Annotated in this window: 14 protein-coding genes; 11 read left to right on the top strand and 3 right to left on the bottom strand. The window is 67.5% G+C overall.

Going from position 1 to position 16,484, the window contains the following annotated elements; translation table 11 throughout:
- Positions 1–112: 112 nt before the first annotated feature.
- Positions 113–790 carry a TetR/AcrR family transcriptional regulator gene (locus AC1RHV_RS18315; protein WP_119451901.1) on the top strand — a complete coding sequence of 226 codons (678 nt, stop codon included), beginning with the start codon at positions 113–115 and terminating at the stop codon, positions 788–790.
- Between the two features lie 39 nt (positions 791–829).
- Here AC1RHV_RS18315 and AC1RHV_RS18310 read toward each other — a convergent pair whose 3' ends face one another.
- Entirely contained in the window at positions 830–2,272 is a 1,443-nt protein-coding gene (locus AC1RHV_RS18310) for a M81 family metallopeptidase (RefSeq protein WP_492301598.1), read from the bottom strand.
- A 447-nt stretch (positions 2,273–2,719) separates the two neighbouring features.
- On the opposite strand from AC1RHV_RS18310, the gene AC1RHV_RS18305 reads away from it, so the two are divergent.
- From AC1RHV_RS18305 to AC1RHV_RS18275, 7 genes are read left to right on the top strand one after another with little or no spacing between them, the layout of a single operon-like run.
- On the top strand, positions 2,720–4,159 hold the full coding sequence (locus AC1RHV_RS18305) for a M81 family metallopeptidase (RefSeq protein WP_492301779.1): 1,440 nt from the start codon (positions 2,720–2,722) through the stop codon (positions 4,157–4,159).
- A 57-nt stretch (positions 4,160–4,216) separates the two neighbouring features.
- Positions 4,217–5,800, top strand: coding sequence for an ABC transporter substrate-binding protein (locus AC1RHV_RS18300; RefSeq protein ID WP_119451899.1), 1,584 nt, complete (start codon positions 4,217–4,219; stop codon positions 5,798–5,800).
- 34 nt (positions 5,801–5,834) lie between these two features.
- Positions 5,835–6,770 carry an ABC transporter permease gene (locus AC1RHV_RS18295; RefSeq protein ID WP_054451821.1) on the top strand — a complete coding sequence of 312 codons (936 nt, stop codon included), beginning with the start codon at positions 5,835–5,837 and terminating at the stop codon, positions 6,768–6,770.
- 19 nt (positions 6,771–6,789) lie between these two features.
- Positions 6,790–7,683: an ABC transporter permease gene (locus tag AC1RHV_RS18290; RefSeq protein WP_054451823.1), complete on the top strand. Its 894-nt coding sequence runs from the start codon at positions 6,790–6,792 to the stop codon at positions 7,681–7,683.
- A 9-nt stretch (positions 7,684–7,692) separates the two neighbouring features.
- Positions 7,693–8,763 carry an ABC transporter ATP-binding protein gene (locus tag AC1RHV_RS18285; RefSeq protein ID WP_054451825.1) on the top strand — a complete coding sequence of 357 codons (1,071 nt, stop codon included), beginning with the start codon at positions 7,693–7,695 and terminating at the stop codon, positions 8,761–8,763.
- Positions 8,760–9,767, top strand: a complete 1,008-nt coding sequence (locus tag AC1RHV_RS18280; protein ID WP_175160281.1) for an ABC transporter ATP-binding protein — start codon at positions 8,760–8,762, stop codon at positions 9,765–9,767. The genes AC1RHV_RS18285 and AC1RHV_RS18280 overlap by 4 nt, the downstream gene beginning before the upstream one ends.
- Positions 9,764–11,149, top strand: coding sequence for an amidase (locus tag AC1RHV_RS18275; RefSeq protein WP_492301597.1), 1,386 nt, complete (start codon positions 9,764–9,766; stop codon positions 11,147–11,149). Before AC1RHV_RS18280 ends, AC1RHV_RS18275 begins: the two co-directional genes overlap by 4 nt.
- A 31-nt stretch (positions 11,150–11,180) precedes the next feature.
- On the opposite strand, the gene AC1RHV_RS18270 is transcribed toward AC1RHV_RS18275, so the two are convergent.
- The gene (locus AC1RHV_RS18270) at positions 11,181–12,056 is read right to left on the bottom strand and encodes a LysR substrate-binding domain-containing protein (protein WP_492301596.1); all 876 of its coding nucleotides are present in this window, start codon (positions 12,054–12,056) and stop codon (positions 11,181–11,183) included.
- 119 nt (positions 12,057–12,175) lie between these two features.
- Here AC1RHV_RS18270 and AC1RHV_RS18265 point away from each other — a divergent pair, with 119 nt between their 5' ends.
- The 3 genes from AC1RHV_RS18265 to AC1RHV_RS18255 all read left to right on the top strand — a co-directional run bounded on the left by AC1RHV_RS18265 (position 12,176) and on the right by AC1RHV_RS18255 (position 15,127).
- A complete protein-coding gene (locus tag AC1RHV_RS18265; protein ID WP_054451831.1) occupies positions 12,176–12,799 on the top strand; it encodes a glutathione S-transferase family protein in 624 nt (207 codons plus the stop codon).
- Between the two features lie 98 nt (positions 12,800–12,897).
- Positions 12,898–13,857 carry an LLM class oxidoreductase gene (locus AC1RHV_RS18260; RefSeq protein WP_208949719.1) on the top strand — a complete coding sequence of 320 codons (960 nt, stop codon included), beginning with the start codon at positions 12,898–12,900 and terminating at the stop codon, positions 13,855–13,857.
- 52 nt (positions 13,858–13,909) lie between these two features.
- Entirely contained in the window at positions 13,910–15,127 is a 1,218-nt protein-coding gene (locus AC1RHV_RS18255; RefSeq protein WP_460360778.1) for a hypothetical protein, read from the top strand.
- Positions 15,128–15,139: 12 nt separating this feature from the next.
- Here the strand turns inward: AC1RHV_RS18255 and AC1RHV_RS18250 are convergent, their stop codons facing one another.
- Positions 15,140–16,360: a hypothetical protein gene (locus AC1RHV_RS18250; protein WP_492301594.1), complete on the bottom strand. Its 1,221-nt coding sequence runs from the start codon at positions 16,358–16,360 to the stop codon at positions 15,140–15,142.
- Positions 16,361–16,484 lie beyond the last annotated feature (124 nt).

The raw sequence follows: 16,484 nt of genomic DNA, 5'->3' as shown, positions 1-16,484 counted from the left end.
TTATTTGCATCACTATAAACTAAATTCTCGAATTAGTTTCATGTCAATAAACTAAATAAATCGGGCCGGGTTAAAGTGAGGGCTGAATGACGCCAAGGAACCAGGAACAGCCATGACACCGCCAGAGCGCCGACCAGCGCGGGGACGCCCTCCCACCATCACCCGGGAGCGGATTGCCGACGCCGGCATAGCGATGGGCCTGCCGAACATCACCTTCGTCGGGCTCGCGGCGGCACTGGGCGTCAGCCATATGGCGCTGTACAAGCACGTGCCCAGCCTGGAGGAACTCAAGCGCCTGGTCGCCGAGGAGATCTTCAAGCGCTGGCAGATACCGCAAGCCTGTAGCAACGACCGCGGCGAACTGAAGGAATACCTGACCACTTTCGCCGCGTCCGTGCGCGAGTTCGTCAAGGCGCACCCAGGCGTCACGCCCTACGTGATCCGCAGGCTGGCTGCAACGCCTTCCATGCTCGCCAAGATCGACGAACAGCAGCGGCACATCGCCAAGGCCTACGGAATTTCCAGGGAACAGTCCCGCATCCTGCTGGCGACGGTGGCCTTCCACGGTATGGCGGTGGCCGACACGGTGTATTCGGTCGCCGGCCTGGAGCCGGTCGTGGAGGCGGAACGCGCGGCGGAAGAATCCGAGATGGAAGTGGAACTGGACCAAGGCATGCAGGCGCTGATCATCGGCCTGCTCGCCATGCTGGATAACGGCCCCCCGCGGTCCGACGCCGCCGCGCCCAAGAAGCGCGTCCCCGGACAGGAAAGAAAGCCGTCCAAGGGCTGAGGGCCGGCCGCGCGGCCCATTGCCGGAATGGCAATCCCGCTACGCAATCGGCCATTTCGGCAGCCTGGCCTTGCGGTACGGCAAGCTGCTCCAGTCCGGGCTGGCGGAACCGGGCGCGGCCACGTACAACACCGCCTTGGCCAAGGGCGCGTACCTGGCGTGGAAGTGGTGCGCGGACTTCACCACGATCAGGCGTTGCGCCGTCAGGTCGCAGCCCAGCTGGGTAAAGAGGTCCGTGTGATAGGCCTGTGTACGCAGCGAGACCAGGACGACCAGGATGCCGTCCACGTCGACCAGCGCGCAGTCGCCCAAGGCGATGCGGGTGTTGGAGTTACCCGTCATGTACATGTCCGCATGCGTCGCCACGACCCGGCAGCGCGCGTCCACGGGGCTGCCGGACAACGGACCGACCTTGCCGCCGATACGCAGGTCCAGCTCCGCGCCGAGGCCAGCGTCGAACGCAATGCGCGCCGCAACCGGATCCCACAAGGGACCGATGGCGGCATTGCGTATGCCGCGCTCGCGCATCCTGGCCAGCAGATAAGTGGAGTCTCCGGCTGCGCCGCTGCCGGGATTGTCCGAACGGTCGGCCAATACGATCGGCCCGTCGCCATGGGCCAGCGCTTCATCCAGCGCCTGGTCCACGCAGCGGTAGGGCACCATGAGCTGCTCGCGCATGCCGATGAGTTCATCGGCCAGGCGGCGCGCCAGCGCTTGCGCGGCGCTAGCGTCGCCATCGGCGTAGACCAGCACCTTGGTGCCCATTTCCGGCACGTCGCCGGTGGCGAAGCCTTGCGCCGCCGAGATCGACAGGATGCCGTCGCGACCTTCCAGCGCCTTGATGTGGCTGACGAAGCCCTGCGCCGGTTCGCGCGTGGTGTGCATGGGCACGATCATGTCGCAGTCGATCAACGCCGCGACGGGTCGCGTGCGCCCGGCCTGCGCGTCCAGGCACAAGGCCAGCAGGTCCTCGGCGCGCTCCAGTACATCGGTGTGGGGATATTCCTTGAACAAGACCAGCACCGTGGCCTGCTCCACCATCAGCGGCGTGAGATGCGCGTGCGGATCCAGCTCCGCGCCCACCACCACGTCGGGGCCGACGATCTCGCGCACGCGGCGCAGGATGTCGCCCTCGCAGTCGTCGTAGCCGTCGGCCACCATGGCGCCGTGCAGGCCCAGCAACACCATGTCCACCGGCATCGCCGCGCGCAGGTCGGCCAGCAACTCGTCTCGCAAGGTTTCGTAGGCCGCGCGCGTGGTGGTGCCGCCCGGCTGGGCCGAAGCCACCAGCCCTTCGACCAGCGTCCAGCCTCCTGCGCTTGCGCCTTGGCGCGCAACCCATAGCGGTCCGGCGTAGAACGTCATATGGTCGGGATGCGTGCCGCCGGGAAGATACTCGCGCGACTTGAACGCTGCGAGGCCGGTAGGCAAAGGCGAGAACGTATTGGTTTCGGTGGCGAGGGCGCCGGTGAATATGCGCATGGGGCGACTCCAGGGCGCGGCGCGCCGCTAGCGGTTGAAAGGCGACGGCCTTGCGGCTTGCCCGCCGGCCAGGAACAGCTCCAGATTCTGAGCGCCGCCAGACCCGCCCACAAATTCCAAATCATGAACTGTCCATAACCTTTCATATGCGCGCGGAAAGGCTTTCGGCCGGCCTATCGTTTTCCCTTAAAAGCAGCCGATCTGCGCGCTTTTCGCCGCGATTTTCCCCGAAAAAGCGCACACCATAACCTTGGGTTATCCATGGGAACACGTTAGCTATTTGTGCCTCGCTGGTGTGCCGCCGATCATCCGCGATACGGAACGCAGTGCCTCTCTCATGTGGCGGCAATGACGGACATCCGATCCATACAAGGGGAAAACTATGTCGTCGACCTGGACCGCCGCGCGCGCCGCGGCGCATGCAGCAGCCTGTCCGGAGGCCCGGCCATGAAGATCTTCAGCGCCGGCCTGGGCACGGAAACCAACACCTTCGCGCCCATGCCCACCAGCCTCGCCTCCTTCCAGGACCGCGACTACTATCCGGCGGGCACGCATCCGGACTCGGTGACCTTTGCAGGCGCGCCGCTGTACGTGGCACGGCAGCGCGGCCGCGAGGCCGGCTGGACGCTGGCCGAAGGCCTGGTCACGTCCGCGCAGCCGGGCGGCACGACCACCCGCGCCGCCTACGAGACGCTGCGCGACCAGATCCTGGCCGACCTGCGCGCGGCGATGCCGGTGGACATGGTGTTGCTGGGCCTGCACGGCGCCATGGTGGCCGACGGCTACGACGACTGCGAGGGCGACATCCTGCGCCACGTGCGCGAGATCGTCGGCCCCGATGTGGTGGTGGGCGCCGAACTGGATCCCCATGCGCACCTGAGTCCGTTGATGGTGGAACAGGCCACGGTGCTGGTCCTGTTCAAGGAATATCCCCACACCGACATCCGTGAACGCGCGGAAGACCTGCTGGCCTTGTGCCTGGACGCGCAGGCCGGCCGCACGCGACCCGTCGCGGCGTTGGTCGACTGCGACATGATCGTGCCCATGCACACCACGCGCGAACCGGCGCAGGGCTTCGTCAGCCGCATCAAGGCGCTGGAAGGCCGCGACGGCATCCTGTCGATCTCGGCGGCGCAAGGCTTCGCCACCGGCGACGTGCCGGAAATGGGCACCAAGGTGCTGGTCTACGCCGATGGCGACGCTAGCGCCGCGCAAGCGCTGGCGCGCCGCCTGGCCGATGAACTCATCGGCATGCGCGAGCAGCTCATGGTGCCCTACCGCAGCGTGGACCAGGCGCTGGACGAAGCGCTGGCCTTCGGCGACGGTCCGGTGGTGCTGGCCGACCGGCCCGACAATCCCGGCAGCGGCGCGCCCGGCGACGCCACGTTTGTCCTGAGCCGCATGCTGGAACGCGGCGTGACGAACGCGGCGCTGGGTCCCATGTGGGATCCGGTTTCGGCGCGCATTGCGTTCGACGCCGGTCCCGGCGCGGTGCTGGACCTGCGCATTGGCGGCAAGGTCGGTCCCTTGTCCGGCGACCCTCTGGACCTGCGCTGCACGGTCAAGGCCATCCAGGCCGACATGATCATGACGGGCCTGTCCGGCGCGCCGGCAGCGATGGGGGACTGCGCGCTGGTCGAGACCCAGGGCATCGAGATCGTGCTGACCTCACTGCGCAACCAGGCCATCAACATGGACCTGTTCACGCAGCTGGGCTGCGATCTTTCTTCCAGGAGGATCGTGGTGGTCAAGTCCGCGCAGCACTTCCATGCCTCGTTCTCGAAAGTCGCGCGCCACATCATCTATGTCGGCGGCAAGGGCGTCGCCACGCCCGACTGGAAAACGCTCACGTACCGCAATATCCGGCTGCCCAAGTGGCCGCTCTAAGAACCTGCCGGCGCGCGGACGCCGGCGCCTCCACCAACAAGATGGGAGCCTAGCGCGATGAAAAAACGCCTGCTTTGCCTGTTCTCGACGGCCACCCTCGGCCTGGCCTTCACCCTTGGCGCCGCGCCGGCGCACGCGCAGCAGGCCAAGACCCTGCGCATCGTGCCGCACGCCGACCTGAAGGTGCTGGATCCGACCTTCACCACCGCCTACATCACGCGCAACTTCGGCTACATGGTGTACGACACGCTGTTCGCGATGGACTCGCACAGCAAGCCGCAGCCGCAGATGGTGGAAAAGTATTCGGCCAGCGACGACAAGAAGACCTGGACCTTCACGCTGCTGCCTGGCCTGAAGTTCAGCGACGGCCAGGCGCTGACCACCGCCGACGTGATCGCGTCGCTGCAGCGCTGGTCCGCGCGCGACAACATCGGCCAGGCCATCACGCGCGCCGGCGGCAAGTGGGAAGCCGTGGACGCCAACACCTTCAAGCTGACGCTGGACCAGCCGTTTGACCTGGTGCTCGAAGGCCTCGCGAAGGTGTCCAGCTATCCCGCGTTCATCCTGCCCCAGCGCCTGGCCTCGCAGCCGGCCGACCGCCCGCTGACCGAGGTCGTAGGTTCCGGCCCTTACCTCTTCAAGCGCGCCGAATGGGTGCCCGGCAGCAAGATCGTGTTCGAGCAGAATCCGAACTACGTCGGCCCCAAGGCCCAGGCCGACGGCCTGGCCGGCAACAAGACCCCGCACATCCCGCGCGTGGAATGGCGCGTGCTGCCCGATTCCAACAGCGCCACGGCCGCGCTGACCAACGGCGAAGTCGACATGATCGAACAGGCGCCGGCGGACTACATCGACGCCTTGCGCGGCAACAAGAACGTCAAGATCGGCGTGATGGAGCGCGCCCAGGGCTACATCATCCTGAACCAGTCCATGCCGCCGTTCAACAACGAGAAGGCGCGCCAGGCCGTGGCCCACCTGGTGGACCAGGACAAGTTCACCGCCGCCATGGGCTACCCGGACGACCTGCGCATGAAGTACTGCGCCACGGTCTTCATCTGCGGCGGCCCCAACGACACCACCGCCGGCGCGGCGCCCTACGCCAAGCCCGATCCCGCCCTGGCCAAGAAGCTGCTGGCCGAAGCCGGATACAAGGGCGAGAAGGTCGCGATCCTGCTGCCCACCGACCTGGCCTACCTGAACTCCGCCACGCTGGTCGCCATCCAGGCGCTGCAGGACATCGGCGTCAACCTCGACATCCAGTCCATGGACTGGGCCACGCTGACCGCGCGCCGCGCCCGCAAGGAACCCATCGACAAGGGCGGCTGGAACATCTTCCTGTCGGCCGCTTCGGAATTCAACGTCGACTCGCCCATCAGCAACACCTACCTGGGCGCGGTGTGCGGCAACAGCCTGCCGGGCTGGCCCTGCGACAAGAAGCTGGACGAACTGCGCGCCCAGTGGATTGCGGCCACCAGCTCGGACGAGCGCAAGCGCGTGCTCGACCTGTTCCAGGAGCGCGCCTATGAAGCCTTCCCCGCGATCTCGGTGGGCCAGTATTCGCGGGCATTCGCGTCGCATAACAGCCTGAAGAACGCGGAAAAGATCTGGAGCCTGCCGAACCTGTGGGTGCTGGACAAGTAATCCGCAGCCAGCCTAATCGATACGCGAGACAACCATGGGTTACATCATCCGGCGAGTGCTTGCCATCGTGCCTGTCATGGCAGTGGTGGCGGTGATCGTCTTCCTGCTGATCCACCTGTCGCCGGGAGACCCGGCGGCGCTCATCGCCGGGGATTTCGCCTCCGCCGACGACATCGCCAAGCTGCGCGTGGCGCTGGGCCTGGACGAGCCGCTGTGGCGGCAGTTCGGGCTGTGGGCGGGCAAGCTGCTGCAAGGCGACCTGGGCACGTCCATCTTCACCCACGTGCCCGTGACGCAGCTGCTGGCGCAGCGGGTGGAACCCACGTTGTCCATTGCCGCGCTCACGATGCTGGTCTCCATCATCGTGGCCGTGCCGCTGGGCGTGCTGGCCGCCTACCGCGCCGGCACCTGGATCGACCGCCTGGTGATGCTGTTCGCCGTGCTGGCGTTCTCGGTGCCGGTGTTCCTGGTCGGCTACCTGCTGATCTACGGCTTCGCCATCAAGCTGCAATGGCTGCCGGTGCAGGGCTATGTCAGCCTGTCCGAGGGCGTGGGCCCGTGGCTGCGCAACCTGACCCTGCCCTGTATCAACCTGGCGCTGGTGTACATCGCGCTGATCACCCGCATGACCCGCGCGACCGTGGTGGAAGTGCTGCACGAGGATTACATCCGCACGGCGCGCGCCAAGGGCCTGGCGGTGCTGCCCGTGCTGGAGCACGCGCTGCGCAATGCCGCCATCCCGATTGCCACCACGGTGGGCGTGGGCATCGCGCTGCTGATCGGCGGCGTGGTCGTAACCGAGACTGTGTTCGCCATTCCCGGCATCGGCCGGCTGGTCATCGACGCGGTCCAGCACCATGACTATCCGGTGATCCAGAGCGTGCTGCTGCTATCGGCCGGCACCTACGTGCTGATCAATCTGCTGATCGACCTCAGCTACCGGCTGTTCGATCCTCGCATCCGTTACTGAGCCGCCGCAGGAAAGAATCATGTCAGAAAGCTCGATTTCCACCAGCCCGCCCGTGGTGCTGCACGAGGCGCTCAGCGCCAGCGGCCGCCGCTGGCGCTGGATACGCAAGCACCCCACCCTGATCCTGGGCCTGGCGCTGCTGTTGATCGTGGCGGGCCTGGCCATCGCCGCGCCCTGGATCGCCACGCACAACCCTATCAGCATCAATCCGCTGCAACGCATGAAGCCGCCGTCGGCCGAACATTACTTCGGCACCGACGCGCTGGGCCGCGACGTATTCAGCCGCGTGGTGTGGGGCGGCCGCGTGTCGCTCGTGGTGGCCATCGTGGTGGCGCTGATCGCGACCGCGGTCGGCGTGGTGCTGGGCCTGATGGCGGGCTTCGTGCGCTGGGCCGACGCGATCATCATGCGCATCATGGACGGCATGATGGCCATTCCCGACATCCTGCTGGCCATCGCCCTGATGGCGGTGATCCGCGCCAGCCTGACCACGGTGATCATCGCGATCGCCATTCCGCAGGTACCGCGCGTGGTGCGCCTGGTGCGTTCGCTGGCGCTGACGCTGCGCGAACAGCTTTACGTCGAAGCCGCCCACGCCGTGGGCACGCGCCTGCCGGTGATCCTGCGGCGCCACGTGCTGCCCAACATGGTCACGCCGCTGGTGGTGCAGGCCACGTTCATTGCCGCCACCGCGGTGCTGACCGAAGCGGTGCTGTCGTTCCTGGGCGTAGGCGTGCCGGCCCAGGTGCCCAGCTGGGGCAACATGATGGCCGACGCCCGCAACTACGTGGCGGTGGCGTTCTACACCATCCTGTATCCGGGCATCCTGCTGGCCGTCACCGTGCTGGCGATCAACCTGATGGGCGACGGCCTGCGCGACGCGCTCGACCCCCGCCTGACCAACCAACGCTAGGAGCACGCCATGGCAATCTCTCCCGCCGCCGTCGCCCCTGGCGATGTGCTGCTCGAAGTCGACAACCTGCGCACCTACTTCGATACCGTGTCCGGCACCGTGCGCTCGGTGGACGGCGTGTCCTACCAGGTGCGGGCAGGCCGCACGCTGGGCGTGGTCGGCGAGTCCGGCTGCGGCAAGAGCGTCACCGCGCTGTCCATCCTGCGGCTGATCCCGACGCCGCCCGGGCGCTATGCCGGCGGCCAGATCCGCTACCGCGGCACCGACCTGCTGGGCCTGACCGAAAAGCAGATGCGCCAGATCCGCGGCAACCGGATCTCGATGATCTTCCAGGAACCGATGACCTCGCTGAACCCCGTGCTGACAGTGGGCCGGCAGATCGCGGAAACGGTGATGCTGCATCAAAAGCTCGGCCGCCGCGAGGCCTACCGCCGCGCTGAGGAAATGCTGCGCCTGGTGCAGATCGCGGAACCCGAGCGGCGCGTGCACGAGTACCCCTACCAGCTTTCCGGCGGCATGCGGCAGCGCGTGATGATTGCGCTGGCCCTGGCCTGTAATCCCGAAGTGCTGATCGCCGACGAACCGACCACGGCGCTGGACGTGACCATCCAGGCGCAGATCGTGGACCTGCTGCGCAGCCTGCAGCAGAGCTTGGGCATGGGCATCGTGCTGATCACCCACGACCTGGGCGTGGTGGCCGAATGCTGCGACCGCGTGGCCGTGATGTACGCAGGCCGCAAGGTGGAAGAAGCGCCCGTCACCGAACTGTTCGACCGCCCCCTGCATCCGTACACGCGGGCGCTGATGGCGTCGATGCCGTCGATGAACGCGTCGACGCAACGCCTGGCCGAGATCCCCGGCATGGTGCCCGCGCCCAGCGAGCTGGGCAAAGGCTGCAGCTTCGCGCCGCGCTGCGCCTACGCCACCGACCGCTGCCGGGCCGAAGCGCCGCAATTGCTGGAACATGGCAGCGACCACGTGGTCGCCTGCCACGAAGCGGCGCGCGTCGCCGCGCAACCGGCCCCGCAGGCGGCCGCTTCGACGCCCCCCGGCGCCGCCCTGACTGGAGTCCAAGCATGAGCGCCCGCAACCAGCCCGCCGCCCCGGCCACGCCCTTGCTGGAAGTGCGCGACCTGAAGATGCACTATCCCGGCGCGGGCGGCTGGTTCAAGCCGCGCCGCAAGGTCATCCAGGCCGTGGACGGCGTTTCCTTCTCTGTCGCCCGCGGCGAGACCCTGGCGCTGGTGGGCGAATCCGGCTGCGGCAAGACCACCACCGGCAAGTCCGTGCTGCGCCTGATCCAGCCGACCTCGGGATCCGTGCGGCTGGAAGGCGAGGAAATCCTGGCGCTGTCGGCCGAGCAGATGCGCAGCCGCCGGCGCGACATGCAGATCATCTTCCAGGATCCGTACGCGTCGCTGAATCCACGGCTGACGGCAGGCGACATCGTCGGCGAACCGCTGCAGAACTTCCCGGCCTCGGGCGGCCGGTCACGCGCCGATGAGATCGCCTGGCTGTTCTCCAAGGTCGGCCTGCGTCCGGAGGCGATGAAGAAGTTCCCGCACGAGTTCTCCGGCGGCCAGCGGCAGCGCCTGGGCATCGCGCGGGCGCTGGCCCTGCGGCCCAAGCTGATCGTGTGCGACGAACCGGTGTCCGCGCTGGACGTGTCGGTGCAGGCGCAGGTGATCAACCTGCTGATGGACCTGCAGGAAGAGATGGGCATCGCCTACCTGTTCGTCGCGCATGACCTGGCGGTGGTGCGCCACATCAGCCATCGCGTGGCGGTGATGTATCTGGGCCGCATCGTCGAGGTCGCCGACCGCGACACGCTGTTCTCGCGCCCGCTGCACCCGTACACGGAAATCCTGCTGTCGGCCGTCCCGGTTCCCGATCCGCACAAGCCCGCGCAGCGCAAGCTGCTGCAGGGCGATCCGCCCAGCCCGGCGAATCCTCCCAGCGGCTGCCGCTTCCACACGCGCTGCCCGCTGGCGCAGCCAGTGTGCAAGGAGAAGCAACCGGTCCTGACCCAGCGGCCAGACGGCTCGGACGCCGGGCAGCACTGGGTGGCGTGCCACTTCCGATGAGCGCGCCACGCCTGCTGGCGGGTCCCCTGCCGGTCGGCGATCCGGTCTTTGGCCGCGGCATCGCCGAACTGCGGGCGGCCATGGCGGCAGGCGCGCTCAGCGCCACGGACCTGGTGCGCGCCTACCTGGCGCGCATCGCGGCGTACGACCAGGCCGGGCCAGCGCTCAACGCGGTCATCGCGCTGAACAGCCAGGCGCTGGCCGAGGCCGCCGATCGGGACAGGGAAAGACAGCGCGGGGCGGCGCTGGGGCCGCTGCACGGCATTCCCCTTCTGCTCAAGGACAACATCGATACCGTGGGCATGCCCGCCACCGCTGGCTCGCTCGCGCTGGCCGGCCGCCGCCCGCAGCGCGACGCCGACGTCGTGCGCCGGCTGCGCGAAGCCGGCGCCGTGGTGCTGGGCAAGACCACGATGCACGAACTGGCCAGCGGCATCACCAACGTTTCTTCACTATCCGGCCGCACGCGCAACGCCTACGACGCCGCCCGCGTTCCCGGCGGATCCAGCGGCGGTAGCGCCGTCGCGGTGGCGTCCAGCTTCGCGGCGGCCGCGATAGGCACCGACACCAGCGGCTCGATCCGCATCCCCGCGGCCTTCAACCAGGTCTGGGGCCTGCGGCCCACGGCCGGACGCTACAGCAACGCCGGCGTGGTGCCGCTGTCGCCGACGCTCGACACGGTCGGCCCGATGGCCCGCAGCCTTGCTGATATCTCAGCCCTGTGGTCGGTGATGGCGGGACAAGGCGAAGACGCGCGCGGCGCGGACCGGGCCTGGCGCATCGGCACGCTGGAAGCATTCTTCGGCCCAGCCGGCGCGGAACTGGAGGTGTCGCGCCACGTCCGCGCGGCGCTCGCCGGCTGGCAAGCCGAGGGCGCACAGATCCAGCCAGTCGCGCTGGCGCTGGAAGACGCGCGCCTGATCGCCGCCAACGTCACCGGCCATGAATTCCGCGACGCGCTGGCCCTGTGCCTGCGCGATGCGGGTCTGCCCGTGCGCAGCCTGACCGACATCCTGGACGGCGGCTATCCCCACCCGGAAGTCGCGCCGCTGCTGCGCGAGCGCGACGCGCTGCGCGATCCCGACGGCAGCGCGCGCCTCGCGGTGCTGGCCCGCGCCCAGGCGCTGCGCGACGAATTGTTGACTGCCATGGACCAAGGCCAGCTGGACCAGCTGGCCTATCCCAGCGTGCGTGGCGCGCCGGCACTGCTGGGCCAGGCCCAGCGCGGCGGCAATGGGCTGCTCGCGGCGGTGACCGGGCTGCCGGCCTTGAGCGTGCCCATCGGCTTCACGCCCAGCGGAATACCCGTCGGCCTGGAACTGCTGGGTCGCGCGGGCAGCGAGCGCCAGCTGTTTCAGGCTGCGCGGCGCTTCCAGGCTTGAAAACTCCTTGCCGCGTAAGCAGCCGTAGCGGTCACGCTCTGGCCTCCTCGACGATCCAGTCGATGAAGGCGCGGACTTCCGGACGCTGGACCGCGCCGGGCCTGCTGACGGCGTAGTAGGCGAACCTCGCGGGCCAGGGCTTGTCCAGCGCCTGGACCAGGCGTCCGGCCGCGATCTCTTCCTGCGCGTGCGCGGCGGGCACCAGCGCAAGTCCCTGGCCCGCTTCCGCCGCCCGGATCAGCAGGAAATCGTCATCGAACGCATTGCCGCGCTGCGCCCGGGCATCCTGGGCCACGCCATGCGCGCTTAGCCACAGCGGCCAATCGGCGCGGTCCGCATCGTGCAGCAGCGGGTAATCCAGGCAGTCCGCCGGTTCGGCCAGCGCCGCTGCGAAGCCTGGCGCGGCCACCGGCACGAGCACCGGCGCCATCAGCGGCACCACATCCAGTCCCGGATAGTCGCCCAGCCCGTGGCGCAGGGCGACATCGACGTGGTCGCGCCGCAGATCGACCAGGGCAGGCGTCGCCTCTACCCGGATTTCGATGTGCGGATACCGTTCCTTGAACCGCCCCAGGCGTGGAACCAGCCAAGACGCCGCGAACGTCGCCACGGTGCTGACGGTCAGGCTTTGCCGCGCCTGCTTCGCGGCCAGCATGTCCACTGCCTTGTCGATCTGCGCGAACGCCGCGCTAAGCATCGGATACGCCTCGGCGCCCGCCTCCGTCATGCGCATGCCGTGGCGTTCGCGCACCAGCAGGGCGATGCCGAGCCGGTCCTCCAGCAGCCGGATCTGCTGGCTGACGGCGCCCGGCGTGACATGCAAGGCCTGCGCCGCCGCGGTGATGCTGCCGCGCTGGCTTACCTCGACAAAAGTGCGCAGCGCCTGCAGGGGAAGCGTTGCCGTCATTTTAGATTTCCTAAATTTAAAAGTGAGAAATGATCGCTGTACCCGATCCCGCTCAAGAAAGAAAATTTCAATGCCGCCGCGGATCCTGAATATTTAGCTAATCTTAAATGAGCAAGCCCATGCTGAATCTATACACCGATAGTTCTCCCAATGGCTACAAGGCCACCATCGCGCTGGAAGAACTGGAACTGCCCTACCGCCTGCACCATGTGCGCATCGCGCAGGGCGAGCACCGCCAGCCGGATTTTCTGGCCCTGAATCCGCACGGCCGCATTCCGGTACTGACCGATGATGAAACCGGCGTGGCGCTGTTCGAATCGGCGGCCATACTGCTGTATCTCGCGGAAAAGACCGGGAGGCTGCTGCCCACGGACATCCAAGGCCGCTGGGAAGCGATCAAGTGGCTGCAATTCCATTCCAGCAGCGTCGGTCCCATCATCGGGCAACGCGTGAACTTCGAGGTGTTCGACAAGGCGCGCAACCCCGCCGCGCTCGAACGCTACCAGCGCCTGACCGAGGATGCGCTCGCGGTGCTGGACCGCAGGCTGGCCGATCAGCCCTACCTTGCCGGCGACGCCTACTCCATCGCCGATATCGCGCATTTCGGCTGGAGCCACATCGCACGGATCATCGATTTCGATTTCAGCCATCACCGGCACCTGAGCGCATGGCACGAACGCGTGGCAGCGCGGCCCGCGGTCGCCAAAGGCATCACCCTGCCCGCGCCGGCAACGGGCGCTTGAAGGAAACAAGGACAGTCGGAATGGACACCACCCTCTCTCTCCATGGCACGACGGGAGCGTCGTACTTCGCTTTTTCCGCGCACCCCGGCTATCGGCGGATGTTCGCGCCCGACCGCCTGACGCTGGGCATCTTCCTGCCGCTGCGCTTCTATGAAGGCAGCATGGCGGTCCTTGCGGGGCAGGCCGAACTTGTGCGGCAGATCGACCGGCAGGAGTTTGCCGCCGTCTGGGTGCGCGACGTACCCTTGTACTCCCCTTCGTTCGGCGATGCCGGCCAGGTCTTCGATCCGTTCACCTACCTGGCCTTTCTGGCGGCGCAAACGAAGAAGATTGCACTGGCCACGGGCAGCGCGATCTTTTCCCTGCGCCCCCCCATCGATCTGGCCAAGGCGGCGACAACCATCGACCAATTGTCGGGCGGCCGGCTGGTGCTGGGGATTGCGTCGGGAGACCGTCCGGTCGAGTTTCCTGCCTATGGGCTGAATCACGACGAACGCGCTGCGCGTTTCGCCGAGGCGGTTTCGTACTTCCGTCAGTTGATGCGCCCAGGACGCCTGGAGATCGATTCGCCGCTGGGGCGCTTCAGCAACGCGGAATTCCTGCCCAAGCCCGCCGCGGGCGTCATTCCGCTCATCGTCACCGGTTCGTCGGGGCAGTCGCTGCCGTGGATCGCCGAACACGCCGATGGCTGGCTGACCTATCCCGACGCCACCGATACATCGACAGGACCCAAGCGCCTGGGGGCCAAGATCCGCGCCTGGCGCGCCCAGATTCCCGACGGCGGCTTCCGGCCGCACATGACCAATGAATGGCTGGACCTGGCCGAAGACCCCGACCATCCCCGCACGCCCTTGCATAACGGCTTCGTGCTGCGCACGGGCAGGAAAGGCTTGATCGCGTTGCTGGAAGAATGGCAGGAGGCCGGCGTCAATCACGCCGCGCTGGGCATCCAGTTCTCGCAACGGCCCGCGGCGGACGTGCTGCAGGAACTGGCGGAGGAAGTGCTGCCGCATTTCCCCACGCATGAAGGGCCTGGGACTTTGCCGGACGCTTGGTAGCTCACGCAGGCGGCTACGCTATCCTTGACGGTTTTCATCCTCCAACCCCGTCATGGCGCAGCCCTCCGCCCGCATACTCGAAGGAACCATCGACCAGATCCGCCTCGCGGTGCCGCTCGTGCGGCACGATGCGTTCCTGCGCGTAGGAACAGAAAGCGTGATCGCCGCCGGGCTGGAAGCGCCGCAGATCAATCAATTGCAGCGCCTGCATCAGCAGGGCATGCCGGCGCGCCTGGGTGTGATGGACGGCGAAGAGGGGCCGGCCGTCTTCTCCTGGGCGGTTCCGGCGCGTGGCGATCCCATCCCGCCGCGCTACTACCAAACCCTGAAACGGCGCGGCTGGCGCGAGGTCGTCATCGGCGGCGCGGTCTGCGCGGCGTTCGTGTGGCTGGCTTGGCTGCTCGGCATCGCCAGCCTCACACGCGTGTTCCTGATGGTCTTCTCGCTGGTCGTCGCCCTGGTGGCGCTGGTGGTGGCGGGTTCGGCCATGCACGGCCTCTGGCACAACCGCCGCCACCGCCCGCTGATCCTGGCCACCGAAGCGCTTTTCGATCCCGAGCAAAAGCCGGTTGCCGGCATACCTGCCCCGCCGCCCGAGCCGCCACGCCTGGAGCCGCTATCGACGCAGGACGAGGGCGAACCACCCATCGGGTACGTGCGGGGCCGCCTTACCGGCCTCACGCATGAGATGCGCCAGGTTCACAAAGGGCCGAACTATGGCATCTACCGCTACACGGTCAACGGCGTGGACTACGCGATGATCGCCCAGGAAGCGTTCGGCGACGCGCTGCCCTTCCTGGCCGAGGACGACCGCGTCGAATTGGCAGTGCGCACGGCCTCCGCCCACCAGGATGGCCGGCGCGCCGTCTATGCGCTGCGCAATCTGGAAGATGGCCGCTGCTATATGTGCCACCGCTACTACGGCGGCGAGCTAGGCAGGGACACGCCTATCCGCGTGGGCATGAGCCAGCGCGCGCGCCTGCTCAAGCTGATAGGCGCGTTGATGCTGACGGCCTGGCTGTTCGTGGTCGGCCTGCAGTTTTTCGCCGGACCGGACGACGGTTCGTTCCGGGACTTTCCCGAACTGGCCGTCTTCCTGCTGGCGCTCTTCTTCATCGTGTGGCTGGGCTTCGCCCTGCCCCTGCTATGGCTGGACACGCGCTGGCGCATGGGCAGGCCCACGCGGCGGCAGCGTTTCACGCAGCGGATCTACGCCATGCTGGACCTCGGTACGCCCCTTGCACCCTCGCAGCGCATCGAAGACGTGTAGCGCGCGCAGGCCTCAGTTGCCCAGCAGCTTCACCGTCTGCGGGTTGTAGCCGGAATACGCGCCGCCGCAGCCCGTATAGGCTTGCGCTGCGGCGGGCAGGCCGGTAGCGCGGACGGAGAGTTCGCCGCGCGCGCGGATCTCCCTGTAGCGTTCGGCAGCCACCGTCTCATCCGGCAGGAAGTACAGCCGCACGCGCTGCAGGCCCTTGCCTGGGTCCTTGCCGCTCGCCGCGCTGAAGGCCGGGACGTTCACTGTCGCCTCGCGCCAGGTCCCGGGTTCTTCCAGCGTCTGCCAACGCACCCGCAAGGGCTGCTCCAGATCGAGCAGGACCGGGCTACCGCCACGCACCGGATCGCAAGGCTGCCGCAGCACGCTGCGCGCCGCCTGCGAGCCCATGTCATAGGCCTGGCCGTTGATCTCCACCCGGGCGATGGTCTGCGGCGTCAAGTTCTGCAGGCCGAATATCGCCACCCCGGGCATCCCGGCCGCCTCCATCCGGTCGTCGGTGGTGCCAGCGAAGCGCGCGATGCCCGGCGCCACCTCGACGTGATCGGCATAGTGGTAATAGTGATAAACCACCAGATCCGCTTCGCCCTGCGCGGACGCCGAGGGCAGCTTGCCCATATCCGGATACGGCTGGCGTTTCAGCGGCACGGACGCGCCTGGCGTTCCGTCCTGGCTGGAGTACACGTAGCGATCCACGCCGTCCTTCAGGCGCGCGCCGTCGTAGGGGAAATTCTCGCTGGCCGCGGCCCCCTGGTTCGGATAGCGGCGAAAGCGCGAAAACATGTATTGAGCCACCGACCCGGGCTCCAGGTACGGCGACGAGCCCGACGACACGCTCCCGCCGCGCCTGTCCGTCCAGATCGTGCGCCCGCTCAGATTGACATGCGCTTCCTCGATCGCTGGGTGCGACGCCTGGAAACGGTCCCACCTGCCCTGCTCGACGGAGTCGCTGACGGGCACGATGGCAAGTGCCAACACCGTGGGCAGGAACATCAACGCGTGGACGCGCCCCGGCACCTGGCCTTTATCGCGCACCATGTAGATGATCCAGCACAGCGCCAGCACCAGGGCCAGAGGCCCGCCGAACAACACGCCATAGCTCAACAGCGCCTGCGCGCCCCAGCCCAGATTGGGGCTGGAGACGAACACGATGCCCAGGAACGCCAGCAGTCCCGCCAGCAGGAAGGAGACGATGATGCCAAACAGGTAGTGCCGGATTTGCTTCAAGTGCGCAGTCCTCGCCGGTCGCGGCATCGGCGCCATCCCGGTAGGCATGGCAGCCGACGATCTAGTCTGGCGGCAGGATAACGCTAATTCCAGTTCCGCTCTGGATCGGGAAGCGGATTTTGCC

It is taken from the genome of Achromobacter sp. GW823-FHT04E03 (assembly GCF_058796095.1).
The sequence above is the reverse complement of the archived record's forward strand: the minus strand, read 5'-3'. Positions and strand labels throughout refer to the sequence as shown.

Excerpts from the sequence above, each read along its gene's own strand:
- AC1RHV_RS18315 (WP_119451901.1), top strand. The coding sequence starts at position 113 with ATGACACCGCCAGAGCGCCGACCAGCGCGGGGACGCCCTCCCACCATC.
- AC1RHV_RS18310 (WP_492301598.1), bottom strand. The coding sequence starts at position 2,272 with ATGCGCATATTCACCGGCGCCCTCGCCACCGAAACCAATACGTTCTCG.
- AC1RHV_RS18305 (WP_492301779.1), top strand. The coding sequence starts at position 2,720 with ATGAAGATCTTCAGCGCCGGCCTGGGCACGGAAACCAACACCTTCGCG.
- AC1RHV_RS18300 (WP_119451899.1), top strand. The coding sequence starts at position 4,217 with ATGAAAAAACGCCTGCTTTGCCTGTTCTCGACGGCCACCCTCGGCCTG.
- AC1RHV_RS18295 (WP_054451821.1), top strand. The coding sequence starts at position 5,835 with ATGGGTTACATCATCCGGCGAGTGCTTGCCATCGTGCCTGTCATGGCA.
- AC1RHV_RS18290 (WP_054451823.1), top strand. The coding sequence starts at position 6,790 with ATGTCAGAAAGCTCGATTTCCACCAGCCCGCCCGTGGTGCTGCACGAG.
- AC1RHV_RS18285 (WP_054451825.1), top strand. The coding sequence starts at position 7,693 with ATGGCAATCTCTCCCGCCGCCGTCGCCCCTGGCGATGTGCTGCTCGAA.
- AC1RHV_RS18280 (WP_175160281.1), top strand. The coding sequence starts at position 8,760 with ATGAGCGCCCGCAACCAGCCCGCCGCCCCGGCCACGCCCTTGCTGGAA.
- AC1RHV_RS18275 (WP_492301597.1), top strand. The coding sequence starts at position 9,764 with ATGAGCGCGCCACGCCTGCTGGCGGGTCCCCTGCCGGTCGGCGATCCG.
- AC1RHV_RS18270 (WP_492301596.1), bottom strand. The coding sequence starts at position 12,056 with ATGACGGCAACGCTTCCCCTGCAGGCGCTGCGCACTTTTGTCGAGGTA.
- AC1RHV_RS18265 (WP_054451831.1), top strand. The coding sequence starts at position 12,176 with ATGCTGAATCTATACACCGATAGTTCTCCCAATGGCTACAAGGCCACC.
- AC1RHV_RS18260 (WP_208949719.1), top strand. The coding sequence starts at position 12,898 with ATGTTCGCGCCCGACCGCCTGACGCTGGGCATCTTCCTGCCGCTGCGC.
- AC1RHV_RS18255 (WP_460360778.1), top strand. The coding sequence starts at position 13,910 with ATGGCGCAGCCCTCCGCCCGCATACTCGAAGGAACCATCGACCAGATC.